Raw genomic sequence first — 13,174 nt, forward strand, 5'->3', positions numbered from 1 at the left:
CGGCGTCGTGCGCGCGCGCAGCGCGGTGCCATACTGGGGCGCGTGACTGAAGCGATCGCCCTTGGCATCCCCTCCATGCGCGAGGAGCGCCCTGTTCTCGCCCCCCGCAGGCCCACCCGGAGGATCCGGGTCGGCGACCTCTCCGTCGGCGGCGATGCCCCCATCACCGTGCAGTCGATGACGACGACGAAGACCCACGACATCGGGGCCACCCTCCAGCAGATCGCTGAGCTCACCGCCTCCGGCTGCGACATCGTGCGCGTCGCCTGCCCCACGGACAAGGATGCCGAGGCCCTGCCCATCATCGCCAAGCAGTCTCGCATCCCCGTCATCGCCGATATCCACTTCAAGCCGAAGTACGTCTTCCAGGCGATCGAGGCCGGATGCGGGGCCGTGCGCGTCAACCCGGGCAACATCCGCAAGTTCGACGACCAGGTCGCCGCGATCTGCAAGGCCGCCTCCGACGCCGGCGTGAGCCTGCGCATCGGCGTCAACGCCGGCTCCCTGGACCCGCGCCTGCTCAAGAAGCACGGCAAGGCGACCCCGGAGGCCCTCGTGGAGTCCGCCGTCTGGGAGGCCGGCCTCTTCGAGGAGTGCGGCTTCCACGATTTCAAGATCTCGGTCAAGCACCACGACGTCGTCACCATGGTGCGGGCCTACCAGCTGCTCAGTGAGATGGGCGACTGGCCCCTCCACCTCGGCGTCACCGAGGCCGGCCCCGCCTTCCAGGGCACCATCAAGTCCTGCGCCGCCTTCGGCACGCTGCTGGCTCAGGGCATCGGGGACACCATCCGCGTCTCCCTGTCCGCCCCGCCGGTCGAGGAGGTCAAGGTCGGCACCAAGCTCCTGGAGTTCATGGGCCTGCGCGAGCGCAAGCTCGAGATCGTCTCCTGCCCCTCCTGCGGCCGCGCCCAGGTGGACGTGTGGTCCCTCGCCGAGTCCGTCGAGGAGGGCCTGAAGTCCATCAGCGCCCCGCTGCGCGTGGCCGTCATGGGCTGCGTCGTCAACGGGCCCGGAGAGGCCCGCGAGGCCGACCTCGGCTGCGCTTCGGGCAACGGCAAGGGCCAGATCTTCGTCCACGGCAAGGTCGTCGAGACCGTCCCGGAGGACCAGGTCGTCGAGACCCTCATCAAGCATGCCGAGGCCATGGCCGAGCAGATGCGCGCCGAGCTCGGCGAGGACGCCCTCAAGGGCACGGCGCCCTCGGTCCTGGCGCTCTGAGGGACAGCAGTGGCGGGTGCGGTCCGCTCCGTCCGCCTCGGTATGCCCCTGTTCACGCGCCGACTGACCCCCGTGAGCCCCCGCCGCGCCGGGGGCGTGCTCGCCCTGTGCTCCCGCGATCCCGTCCTGTTCCTGCCGCTCGCCCAGCAGCTCGAGCGCTGGAGGCACTGGGGATCGGGGGACGTCGTCGTCCTGGGACGGCCCGCGGCCCCCGACGCCGCCGCCTGGTCCACGGGCTCCCTCATCGTCATGGGCCTTGCCCCGCGCCCCGAGCTGGGCCTGCCCGGGGCGGGCCGCGTCGGCGCCCAGGCGCTCGCCGAGCACGCCCGCCCGCGCCTGACGCGCAACGGCTCGATCCTCGGCAGCCCCGAGGACGTCTCCCTGCTGTGGGAACGCCTGGAGGCCGCCGGGATGCGCTACCGGGAGGCGCGGTGGAACCAGCCCGTCCTCATCGCACCGAGCCCACCCGGGGGACTCGCCGCCCAGGCGGTGGCCCGGCGCCCATCCTTGGACTGGGCCGCGCGCGGGACTCGCCGGGCGCGCCCCGAGGAGGAGCCCCTCGTCCTGCCGGCCTCGGTGGCCATGTTCACCGAGGAGGTCGGCTACGACCCCATATCCTCCGGCGGCTCCTACGCCCGCCACGTCTCATGGCTCGTGGGCGAGGGCCGCAGTTACGTACTCCTCGACGACGGCCAGGGGCGCCCCGCGCGCCCCGGGGGCCCGGCGCGAGTGGCCTTCAAGGTCGACGTCGGTGGGATCTGGCACGCTCCTGACGGCGCGGTCGCCCAGCTCACCGGCGTGTGGACGCGCCCGGACCTGCGAGGCAGGGGAGTGGGCAGCGCGGCGCTGGCCGCGGCCGTCGACGCCGTGCGACAAGAGCACGTGGGGCCCGATGGTGGGGTGAGCCTGTACGTCAATGACTTCAATGCCCCGGCGCAGGCGCTCTACCACTCGCTCGGCTTCACCCAGCACGGCGCCTTCGCCACGGTGATGCTCTGATCCATCAGGGGCCGCACGGCGGGTGCCAGCACCCACCGCTCGGCCACGTCATGTCGAACCAGGGGGCGCCCGTCGCCCCAGGGCCAGTGCCCGCAGCATCCCGGGCCTCGCCGTCCCGGCGCCGCCCATCCCGCCCTGATTCGGGCGCCCGTGCGCTGAGCACGTAGGATCGGCACGTGCTACAGACGATGTCGAACGCCTTCATCCGTACTCTGCGCGAGGACCCCGCCGACGCCGAGGTCGCCAGCCACAGGCTCCTCGTGCGCGCCTGCTACATCCGCCGCGCAGCGCCCGGCATCTACACCTGGCTGCCGCTGGGGCTGCGCACGCTGCGCAAGATCGAGGCGATCGTGCGCGAGGAGATGGACGCCATCGGCGGTCAGGAGGTCCACTTCCCCGGGCTGCTGCCCGCCGACCCCTACAAGGCCTCCGGTCGCTGGACCGAGTACGGCCCCACCCTGTTCACCCTCAAGGATCGCAAGGGCGGCGACTACCTCCTGGCCCCCACCCACGAGGAGATGTTCACCCTTGCGGTCAAGGACATGTACTCCTCGTACAAGGACCTGCCCGCCATCGTCTACCAGATCCAGACCAAGTACCGCGACGAGGCCCGTCCCCGCGCCGGCATCATCCGCGGCCGCGACTTCGTCATGAAGGACTCCTACTCCTTCGACATCGACGAGGCCGGCCTGGACGCCTCCTACCAGCTCCACCGCGACGCCTACGAGCGGCTCTTCATGCGCCTCGGCCTGGACTACGTCATCGTCAACGCCATGTCCGGTGCCATGGGCGGCTCCCATTCCGAGGAGTTCCTCCACCCCTCGCCCATCGGGGAGGACACCTTCGTGCGCTCCGCCGGTGGCTATGCCGCCAACGCTGAGGCCGTCACCACCGTCGTCCCCGATGAGATCGACGCCTCCGGGGCGCCCGAGGCGCGCGTCGTCGATACCCCCGACACCCCCACGATCGACACCCTCGTCGCCCTGTGCAACGAGGCCTACCCGCGCTCCGACGGGCGGGCCTGGGAGGCCGCCGACACCCTCAAGAACCTCGTCGTCACCCTCACCCACCCCGGCGGTGAGCGCGAGCTCCTCGTCATCGGCATCCCCGGCGATCGCGATCTCGACATGAAGCGCCTGGAGGCGGCCGTCGCCCCCGCAGAGGTCGCCATGGCCGAGGAATCGGACTTCGAGGGCCACCCCGAGCTCGTGCGCGGCTACATCGGCCCGGAAGCCGTCGGTCCCAACTCGCCCCTGCGCCGCGTGGAGAGGGACCAGGACGGCTCCGAGCGCCTCGTGGGCTCCGTGCCCTACCTCGTCGACCCCCGCATCGTGAACGGCACCAGCTGGGTGACCGGTGCCAACGAGCCCAAGAAGCACGTGCTCGGCCTCGTCATGGGCCGCGATTTCACCGCCGACGGCACCATCGAGGCCGCAGAGGTTCGCCAGGGCGACCCCGCCCCCGATGGTTCCGGTCCGCTCAGCCTCGCCCGCGGCATCGAGGTCGGCCATATCTTCGCCCTGGGACGCAAGTACTCCGAGGCCCTGGGGCTGAGCGTCCTCGACGAGAACGGCAAGTCCCGCGTGGTCACCATGGGCTCCTACGGCATCGGCGTCTCGCGCGTCATGGCGGCCCTGGCCGAGGCCAACCACGATGAGCGCGGCCTGGCCTGGCCCATCGCCGTGGCGCCGTACCACGTGCAGATCCTGGCCACCGGCAAGGACGACGCCGTCTTCGCCACGGCGGAGCGCATCGCCGCCGCTCTGGATGCAGACGGCATCGAGATCCTCTACGACGACCGCCGCAAGGTCTCCGCCGGCGTCAAGTTCGCCGATGCCGAGCTCCTGGGGCTGCCCTACACCATCGTGATCGGCCGCGACCTCGCCAAGGACGGCACAGTGGAGATCCGCGACCGCCGCAGCGGTGCGCGCCGCTCCGTGCCCGCCGACCAGGCGGCCGAGCAGGCCTGCGCGCTCGTGCGCGACGCCCTCGCCCAATAACCGGTGGTGACGGCGCGGCGGCGCGCCCGCCGGCCTCCTGGTCCCAATGGGCGCCTCAGCCCGCGGTACCGGGCAGCGCCTCGGCGGTCTCGACCCCCCAGGAGATCGCTCGGAGTGCGGCTGCCACGGAGGCGTCGGCGGACACCAGGCGCTGCTCGCCCGAGCCGGAGACGGCGATCGACATCTCCTCGACCATGATTGAGCGCCACAGCGCGCCCATCCACTGGCCGGAGGGGGAGTCCGCGGAGTCGGCCCCGGCGGGCGCGCCGTAGGCGGGCTGGCGCGGGTCGGAGGGCTGTGCCGTCGCCGGCCCCTTGGCGGCGATCGAGGCGTTGACCACCGCGGTGGCGGCCGCGGCGTCCTCGACGGCACGCCTCCGCGCGGTCGAGTCCGAGGCCGACTGCGCCGCCAACAGCTCACCGGTGTAACGCAACTGGTCGTAGAGCGCCAGGGTGGTGTCGGGCAGCGGCGAAGTCGTCGTCGAGGCCGATCGGGCGGACGTCGCCACCGAGCCGGGGGAGAGGGCCTCCTCGCGCAGAGACCAGGCGATGTGCAGCGAGACGACGAGTCTCGCGAGCTCCTCCGCCTGGGCGGACTCCAGCGCCGAGCGCGCCGACGCCGCGCCGTCGCCCAGCGCTGCGACCAGATCCTCGCTCGTGGCCGTCCCGGCCGCCGTCTCCACGGGAGTGGCGGTGGGGTAGCCCGTCGGGGCGCCGGTCGGCCAGGGCTCCCAGACGCCCCCGAGAGCTGCGAGCTGGGTATCCGCCTCCTGCGCGATCACCTCCGCCTGTGCGCTGGTACTGCCCCGCCCGCCCTGGGCGATGACGGCGCGTGCGGTGGAGCCGATGAGCGCGGCGCGGCGGGCCAGGGCCTCGCGCGAGGCCTCGTCGCCCGTCATCGTCGGCAGCGGATCCGGATCGGAGGAGCCCACCGGCACCTCGCACGCCGCGGCCCCCGCCATAGCGGCCGTCCCGAGCACGGCGGCGCCCATTCTGACCAGGGCGGATCGTCTGGAGGGAAGGGCGCGGGCCGGCTGGGGGGAAGAGCGCGGGGAGCGTGGGCGCGCGGTGTCGTTCACGCCCCGATCCTCCCACGCCGCGGCGCATCCTTCAGCGTGAGGCGCCCCAGGGGGCGCGAAGGGCACGGCGCGCAGCGCGAGAGCCCGATGCGATCGCGGCACCGCGCCGCCCACCCGCCCTCTCGGCCATCCGCGGCGGGCGGGTACGATTGTCCCGACCGAACGCGCGGTGCCCGCCGGCATCGCGCCACCGCAATGCCGGCGCTCAGCCGGCACCACGCCGATGAGGAACGAGGGACACCATGACGGACACGCTCGCGTCGCGGCTCACCGACCTGCTGGCCCCCGTCGTCGAGGCCGAGGGCCTCTTCCTCGAGGGCATCGAGACCACCCGGGTCGGCAAGCACTCGGTGGTGAGGGTGATCGTCGACCTCCCCGACGGTCCCGGCGATCTCGATCTCGACCGCATCGGCGAGGCCACCGCCGCTCTCTCCGCGGCCCTCGACGACGCCGATCCCGTCAAGGGCCAGTACTCCCTCGAGGTCTCCACCCCCGGCGCCGAGCGCGAGCTGCGCTCTCCCCGGCACTTCCGCCGCGCCGTCGGCCACAGCGCCACCCTCACCACCGCCGGCGGCGTCGAAACTCCTGAGAGCACTGGGAGCGCCGCCCCCATCACTGTCACCGGCGTCGTCACCCAGGTCGACGACGAGACCGTCACGATCCAGACCGATGGCACTGCCGCGGTGCTCCGCCTCGACGACATCGCCAGCGCGCGGATGATCGTCGTCTTCTGACCGCACGAACCGTCCGGACCCCACCCCCGAATCCGCACACGGCACCAGACAAGAGGAACCATGGACATCAACATGCCGGAGCTGCGCGTCGCAGCAGATGAGCTGGGCATCGACCTCGAGGCCCTGCTGCCCGCCATCGAGGACGCCATCCTCGGCGCCTACTCCAAGGTGCCCGGGGCCATCCGGGGCGCCCACGTCGAGATCGACCGCAAGACCGGGCACATGTCGGTGCTGGCCCCGGAGGTGGATGAGGAGGACGAGCCCACCGGCGAGTTCTTCGACGACACTCCGGACGACTTCGGGCGCATCGCGCAGGCCACAGCCCGATCCGTCATCGTCCAGCGCATCCAGGACCGCCGCGACTTCGAGGTCCTGGGCGCCTTCAAGGACAAGACCGGGGAGCTCATCTCCGGCGTCGTCGAGCAGGGCCGCGACCCCCGGATCATCCACGTGCGCCTCGACGAGGAGCACGAGGGGATCATGCCCCCGCACGAGCAGGTGCCCGGCGAGCGCTACCGCCACGGGGACCGCGTCCGCGTCTACTGCACTGAGATCTCCCGGGGCATGAAGGGCGCCCAGATCATCCTGTCGCGCACCCACCCGGGGCTGGTCAAGAAGCTCTTCGAGCGCGAGGTCCCGGAGATCGCCTCCGGCGACGTCGAGATCGTCGCCATCGCCCGCGAGGCCGGGCACCGCACCAAGATGGCGGTTCGCGCCCGCACCCGCGGCGTCAACGCCAAGGGCGCCTGCATCGGTCCCATGGGCCAGCGCGTGCGCGCCGTCATGGCCGAGCTCGGCGGGGAGAAGATCGACATCGTCGACCACTCCGAGGACCCGGCCCGTTTCGTGGCCAACGCCCTGTCCCCGGCGCGGGTGGCCTCCGTGACGGTCATCGACGAGGCCGAGCGCACCGCCCGCGCTGTCGTCCCGGACTTCCAGCTCTCGCTGGCCATCGGCAAGGAAGGGCAGAACGCCCGCCTCGCCGCGCGCCTGACCGGCTGGAAGATCGATATCCACGCCGACGCCGAGCTCGGCGAGATCGCCCCGGGCCATGGATCGCGCGCCGACGACGTGACAGGTACCTCAAACCCCGACGACGGCTCCTGACAGCGCTTTCGGTAGAATTCCCGCGGGCCCTGAGCGGGTCGCGGGACGCCGAGCAGCGCTCTCGCGCCCGCGAGCGGTGGGAGATGAGATCCCGGAAGGACACGGTGAGTCGGTGACAGCCTCCTCGCATGTGCCTGAACGGACCTGTACCGGCTGCCGCGTCAAGGCCCCCAGATCGCAGTTGCTGCGGCTGGCTCTGACCGCGAGTGGCGAGCTCGCGGTCGACGCCCGGGCCCTCATGCCAGGGCGCGGCGCCTGGATCCATGCGGATCCGGTGTGCCTCGATCTCGCCGAGCGCAGGCGCGCCCTCGGGCGTGCTCTGCGCGCCGAGGGCCCGCTCGACGCGGCCCATGTGCGCGACTGGATCGCCGCCCACGCGGCGCCCTCGGGAGCGCATGATCCGACCGGCCCCTTGCGGGGCCGGACCACCGATAGCGAAGGCGGGTAGGAAGCCGATGGGCACCCGATGAGTACCCAGCGATGAGCTGCCTCTACTAGCGCCCGCTCCTGCCAGGGAGCGGGCAACCTGACAGGAGAAAAGTGGCAAAACCACGCGTTCACGAGCTCGCCAAGGAGCTCGACCCCACTGGCAAGAAGATCACCTCGAAGATGATCCTCTCGTGGCTTAAGGACCAAGGGGAGTTCGTCAAGGCGGCCTCCTCCGCCGTTGAGCCCCCGGTCGCGCGCCGCGTGCGCGAGCACTTCGCGGTGCAAGCGGCCGCGGCCGCCAAGCCCGCCGAGGCGAATAAGGAGGCCAAGGCGCCGTCCGCGCCCAAGCCCGGCGCGAGGCCGGCGACCCCCAAGCCCGGCGCGAGGCCGACTGAGCCCGCCCCGGCCCCCGCCGCCCCGTCGGCGCCCGAGGCCGTGCCCGCTCCTCAGCCGGCCCCCGTGCCGGACAGCCCCCGGGAGCCCTCCAAGCCCCAGGCCGCGACGCCCTCGGCTCCCCGGCCCTCGGCCCCCCGCCCGGCAGCCCCAGGCCCTCGCCCCGGCGCCCCGCGCCCGGGCAACAACCCCTTCGCCTCCAGCCAGGGCATGCCCAGGCACGATGGCCGCTCCGACCGGCAGGACCGCTCGGAGCGCGGTGAGCGCTCCGACCGCGCCCCCCGACCCGGAGGCCCGCGACCCGGAGGCCCGCGCCCGGGCAACAACCCCTTCGCCTCCAGCCAGGGCATGCCCAGGCCCGGCGGCAGCGGCGGCCCCCGTCCCCGGGGCGGTGCCGCCGGCCGCGGCGGTTCCGGAGGCCCGCGCCCCCAGGGCGCCGGCGGTCAAGGCGGCCGCCCGGCTCCCGGGCCCCGTCCCGGCGGCGGCCCCCGCCCGAACCCGGGCATGATGCCCGGCCGCTCCTCGGTCGGCCGGCCCGGCTCCTCCTCCCGGGGCGGCGCCGGCGGCCGCGGCGGCTCCGGTGGCGGCCGCGGGTCTCGCCCCGGTGGCGGCGGCCGTCCCGGTGGCGGCTTCGGCGGCGCCCCCCGCGGGGGCCGAGGCGGCCGCGGCTCCACGCAGGGCGCCTTCGGGCGCGGTGGCGGCGCCCCCCGCGGGCGCAAGTCCAAGCGGGCCAAGCGCCAGGAGTTCGAGCAGCAGAGCGCGCCGTCGCTCGGCGGCGTCATCGTTCCGCGCGGCGATGGCTCCACCGTGGTGCGCGTGCGCCAGGGCGCCACGCTGACCGACCTCGCCGAGAAGATCAACGCCAACCCGGCGGCCCTGGTCACCGTCCTGTTCCACCTGGGGGAGATGGCCACGGCCACCCAGTCCCTCGATGAGGACACCTTCGGCCTGCTGGGCGCCGAGCTCGGCTACGACGTCCAGATCGTCTCCCCGGAGGACGAGGACCGCGAGCTCCTGGGCTCCTTCGACATCGACCTGGAGGCCGAGGAGGCCGCCTGGGACGACGAGGACATGGCCCCCCGCCCGCCCGTGGTCACCGTCATGGGCCACGTCGACCACGGCAAGACCAAGCTCCTCGACGCCATCCGCTCCACGGATGTCGTGGCGGACGAGGCCGGCGGCATCACGCAGTCGATCGGCGCCTACCAGGTGCGCGTCCCCGTGGGCAACGAGACCCGTCCGATCACCTTCATCGACACCCCCGGTCACGAGGCCTTCACGGCCATGCGCGCCCGCGGTGCCGAGGTCACGGACATCGCGATCCTCGTCGTCGCCGCGGATGACGGCGTCATGCCGCAGACCGTCGAGGCCCTCAACCACGCCCAGGCCGCGAATGTGCCGATCGTGGTGGCCGTCAACAAGATCGACAAGGAGGGCGCGAACCCGGACAAGATCCGCGGCCAGCTCACTGAGTACGGCCTCGTGCCCGAGGAGTACGGCGGCGACACCATGTTCGTCGACATCTCCGCCAAGCAGCGCCTTCACATCGATGAGCTCCTCGAGGCCGTCGTCCTCACCGCCGACGCGGCTCTGGACCTGCGGGCCAACCCGAGCTCGGACGCGCGCGGCGTGACGGTGGAGGCCAAGCTCGACAAGGGCCGCGGCGCCGTCACCACGGTGCTCGTCCAGCAGGGCACCCTGCATGTGGGGGACCCGATCGTGGCCGGCTCGTCCTACGGGCGCGTGCGCGCCATGTTCAACGAGCACGGGGACAACCTCGACGAGGTCGGGCCCGCCCGCCCGGCCCTGGTCCTGGGGCTGACGAGTGTGCCCAGCGCGGGCGACTCCTTCATCGTCGCCCCGGACGACCGCACCGCCCGGCAGATCGCGGACAAGCGCGAGGCCGCCGAGCGCGCCGCTCTCCTGGCCAAGCGCCGCAAGCGCGTGTCCCTTGAGAACCTCTCCGACGTCCTCAAGGCCGGCAAGGTCGACACCCTCAACCTCATCCTCAAGGGTGATAGCTCGGGCGCCGTCGAGGCCCTGGAGGACTCGCTGCTCAAGATCGACGTCGGCGAGGAGGTCGCCCTGCGCGTCATCCACCGCGGTGTCGGCGCTATCACGCAGAACGATGTCAACCTCGCGACGGTCGACTCGGCCGTCATCATCGGCTTCAACGTCCGCCCCGCCGAGCGCGTAGCGGAGCTGGCCGACCACGAGGGCGTCGACATGAAGTTCTACTCGGTCATCTACAACGCGATCGAGGACGTCGAGGCCGCCATGAAGGGCATGCTCAAGCCCATCTACGAGGAGGTCGAGCTCGGCACCGCCGAGATCCGCCAGGTCTTCCACTCCTCGAAGTTCGGCTCGATCGCGGGCTCGATCGTCCGCTCGGGCGCCATCAAGCGCGGGGCCAAGGCCCGCCTGGTGCGCGACGGCGTGGTCGTGGGCGGCGACCTCACCGTCGAGACCCTGCGCCGTGAGAAGGACGATGTCACCGAGGTCCGCGAGGGCTACGAGTGCGGAATCAACCTGGGCTTCAAGGACATCGCGGAGGGCGACGTCATCGAGACCTGGGAGATGCGCGAGAAGCCCCGCTCCTGAGCGCCTCCGAGCGGCGGCGGCCGGTCACCCTCGTCGTGGCCGGCCGCCGTCGGGGGAACGGCTGGGCGGCTCGTGCGGGGCGCAGATGCGCTCGCCCTCGCCCCCGCCGTCGACCACCGCCGCATCCACACAGTATCCGGCCGCCGCGCGCTCAGCGCGCCCGGCCCCAGATGAGAGACGCACCATGATGAGAGCCGCACCATGATGAGAGCCGCCGTTCAGACCTCCTACGACGCGAAGAACCCCCGCGTGGAGCTCACGCGGGTCCGCCGACCCGAGATCGGCCCGCACCAGGCCCTGATCAAGGTCTCCGCCGCCGGAGTCAACCCGCTCGACGTCATGATCGCCCGAGGCGAGGTCCGCCTCATCACTCCCTATGGCCTGCCGCTGGTCGTCGGCAACGAGATGGTCGGGATCGTCGAGCATGTCGGCTCGAGCGTGCGCTCCCTGGAACTGGGGCAGCGCGTCTTCTCGCGCCTTCCCCTGGGCTCCATCGGCGCCTTCGCCGAGTATGTCGCCGTTGACGCCGACGCGCTGGCGGCGGTCCCCGAGCACCTCAGCGACGAGGAGGCCGCCGCCGTGCCCCTGACGGCCCTCACGGCCGTCCAGGCGCTCGATCTCATGGGCGCCACCGCCGGGGGGACGATCTTCATCTCGGGCGGTACGGGCTCGGTGGGCGCGATGGCGATCCCGATCGCCAAGTCCAGGGGCCTGACCATAACGACCAACGGCAGCGCCCCCAACCGCGAGCGGGTCCTCTCCCTGGGCGCGGACCGCTTCCTCGACTACCGCACCGAGGACTACGCGCAGGTCCTCAGCGGCATCGACTACGTCCTGGACACCCTGGGGGGCGAGGAGACCCGTCGGCAGATGGGCATCATGAGGCGCGGTGGGCACCTCGTCTCCCTGCGCGGCCTGCCCAACGGGGCCTTCGCCTCACGGATGGGGATGCCGACCTGGAAGCGGGCGCTCTTCACGGCGGCCGGATGGCGCCTGGACCGCGCCGCCCGCAGATACGGGGTCCGCTACGACTTCATCTTCGTGGAATCAAACGGGGCGCAGCTCCAGGAGATCGCCGACCTTCTCTCGACTCGGCGGATCGTCCCGTCCGTCGACGAGGTGTTCCCCTTCGACGAGGTCGGCGCCGCTCTGGATAAAGTGGCCAACGGGCACTCGCGCGGCAAGACCGTTCTGAGCATGACGGCACGGCGCTGACCACCGTGATCCTGCTCGCCCCGCCCTTCCCGTCCCCGACGAGGAAGGGCTTGCCTCCCGACGGCGTTCCCCGGAGTGAAGTATTTGCACGCAGCGATGTACCTGCGTCCGTCTCTCTCCATTCTGAGGTCCAGCCCGCCGTCATTGGTCGGCAGCGTGACCTCGGCCCGGTGGCCCATGGCGCGGAACAGGCCGGCGCATAACTCCTGGTGCCTCCATCTCTCCTCGTGGGTCTCCGCGATCGGCTCGCCCTGGCGCCGCAGCGATTGGACGAGCTCGTAGAGTTCGAAGACGTCCTTGGACGACATGCGCCAGGAACCGATCTCGAGAGCGGATCTGGGCCACGAGATCGATGACGAACACGGCGACCGCCGCCCATACCAGCGCCATAGCGGCCCAGCGCGCGCCGGAGATCTCCTCGTGGAACACCAGCCACGCCAGGAGGAATTGAAGGATCGGCCCCAGGTACTGCACCATGCCGATCGTCGTCAGGGTCACTCGGCGGGCGCCCGCGGCGAAGAGCAGGAGGGGGACGGCGGTCACGGGCCCCGCTATCAGGAGCAGCGCCCCGATGCTCGGCGAGGCCTGCGCGCCCTGGAAGACCGTCCGGCCCTGGGCGGCGAGGCAACCCAGGTAGGCGGCGGCGAGCGGTGCTACGGCCAGGGATTCCACGGTGAGCCCCGTGAGGGCATCCACATGCGCCCCGGAGCGCTTCTTCGCCAACCCGTAGAGCCCGAAGGTCCCCGCCAGTCCGAGGCTCACCCACGGCAGCGTCCCCTGGGCGACGACGAGCACGAGCACACCGACCCCCGCCAGGGCCAGCGCCACCAGCTGGAGCCGACGCAGGCGCTCCCCGAGGAAGAGTGCCGCCAGCGCCACGGTGACGAGCGGGTTGATGAAGTAGCCCAGGGCGGCATCGGCCGTGCGCCCCGAGTTCACGCCATAGACGTAGATGAGCCAGTTGAGGGTGATGATGACGCCTGAGACCACGAGGGATCCGGCCAGCCGGGGCATGGCCAGCGCGGCTCGCAGCCGTCCCCAGTGGCGCAGCAGGGCCACGGTGACGAGGCAGGTGGCCAGCGTCCACAGGATCCGGTGCCCGATGATCTCCAGGCTGCCGGCGGCGGCCAGCAGGCGGAAGTACAGTGGGAACATCCCCCACAGCAGATAGCAGCCGAGCACCATCGTCAGGCCGACGGTGGCCGGGGCGGGGGACCGGGTGGGTGGGAAGGGAGTGCTCATGCGGTGCTCATCGTGCGCTCATGGCGTGGTCGACCTGGCTTTCGTGCCTGCAGGGGCGGGCCCGATACTATCGGCGCGCCGGGCGCCCCGCCCGGATGTCTCACCGTCCCGCATCGACCCGCATGCCGTGTGAATCCGCATGCCGGATGAAGGAG

At 72.1% G+C, this 13,174-nt stretch carries 10 protein-coding genes and 1 pseudogene; 8 read left to right on the forward strand and 3 right to left on the reverse strand.

The genetic code is table 11. The features are described 5' to 3' along the window. The first annotated feature begins 75 nt into the window (after positions 1–75). The 3 genes from ispG (at position 76) to B1H50_RS06595 (ending at position 4,220) form a co-directional block, all read left to right on the forward strand. Positions 76–1,221: a flavodoxin-dependent (E)-4-hydroxy-3-methylbut-2-enyl-diphosphate synthase gene (ispG, locus tag B1H50_RS06585; RefSeq protein WP_229657903.1), complete on the forward strand. Its 1,146-nt coding sequence runs from the start codon at positions 76–78 to the stop codon at positions 1,219–1,221. A gap of 42 nt (positions 1,222–1,263) precedes the next feature. Beyond that, the gene (locus tag B1H50_RS06590; protein ID WP_080463050.1) at positions 1,264–2,220 is read left to right on the forward strand and encodes a GNAT family N-acetyltransferase; all 957 of its coding nucleotides are present in this window, start codon (positions 1,264–1,266) and stop codon (positions 2,218–2,220) included. A gap of 188 nt (positions 2,221–2,408) precedes the next feature. After that, complete coding sequence (locus B1H50_RS06595) at positions 2,409–4,220, forward strand: proline--tRNA ligase (protein WP_373284816.1); 1,812 nt, start codon at positions 2,409–2,411, stop codon at positions 4,218–4,220. Between the two features lie 55 nt (positions 4,221–4,275). Here B1H50_RS06595 and B1H50_RS06600 read toward each other — a convergent pair whose 3' ends face one another. Then, positions 4,276–5,298 (reverse strand): hypothetical protein, encoded by a 1,023-nt coding sequence (locus B1H50_RS06600; protein WP_143231766.1) that lies wholly within the window; start codon positions 5,296–5,298, stop codon positions 4,276–4,278. A gap of 242 nt (positions 5,299–5,540) precedes the next feature. Between B1H50_RS06600 and B1H50_RS06605 the strand changes: the two genes are divergently transcribed. From B1H50_RS06605 to B1H50_RS06625, 5 genes are all read left to right on the forward strand, one after another. Next, positions 5,541–6,032 carry a ribosome maturation factor RimP gene (locus tag B1H50_RS06605; RefSeq protein ID WP_080462986.1) on the forward strand — a complete coding sequence of 164 codons (492 nt, stop codon included), beginning with the start codon at positions 5,541–5,543 and terminating at the stop codon, positions 6,030–6,032. Positions 6,033–6,092: 60 nt separating this feature from the next. Continuing rightward, on the forward strand, positions 6,093–7,139 hold the full coding sequence (gene nusA / locus B1H50_RS06610; protein ID WP_080462987.1) for a transcription termination factor NusA: 1,047 nt from the start codon (positions 6,093–6,095) through the stop codon (positions 7,137–7,139). A gap of 130 nt (positions 7,140–7,269) precedes the next feature. After that, positions 7,270–7,587: a YlxR family protein gene (locus B1H50_RS06615; RefSeq protein WP_229657895.1), complete on the forward strand. Its 318-nt coding sequence runs from the start codon at positions 7,270–7,272 to the stop codon at positions 7,585–7,587. Positions 7,588–7,679: 92 nt separating this feature from the next. Next, entirely contained in the window at positions 7,680–10,562 is a 2,883-nt protein-coding gene (gene infB / locus B1H50_RS06620; protein WP_095532506.1) for a translation initiation factor IF-2, read from the forward strand. Between the two features lie 201 nt (positions 10,563–10,763). Further along, complete coding sequence (locus tag B1H50_RS06625) at positions 10,764–11,777, forward strand: NADP-dependent oxidoreductase (protein WP_229657997.1); 1,014 nt, start codon at positions 10,764–10,766, stop codon at positions 11,775–11,777. A gap of 104 nt (positions 11,778–11,881) precedes the next feature. Here the strand turns inward: B1H50_RS06625 and B1H50_RS10140 are convergent. After that, positions 11,882–11,932, reverse strand: a pseudogene (locus tag B1H50_RS10140) (hypothetical protein); the annotation flags it as partial. Continuing rightward, positions 11,919–13,019, reverse strand: coding sequence for an EamA family transporter RarD (gene rarD, locus B1H50_RS06630; protein ID WP_080462989.1), 1,101 nt, complete (start codon positions 13,017–13,019; stop codon positions 11,919–11,921). The pseudogene B1H50_RS10140 and the gene rarD, both read right to left, overlap by 14 nt. Positions 13,020–13,174: the final 155 nt, after the last annotated feature.

It is taken from the genome of Actinomyces gaoshouyii (genome assembly GCF_002072175.1).
In the GTDB taxonomy this organism is placed as follows: Bacteria; Actinomycetota; Actinomycetes; order Actinomycetales; family Actinomycetaceae; genus Actinomyces; species Actinomyces gaoshouyii.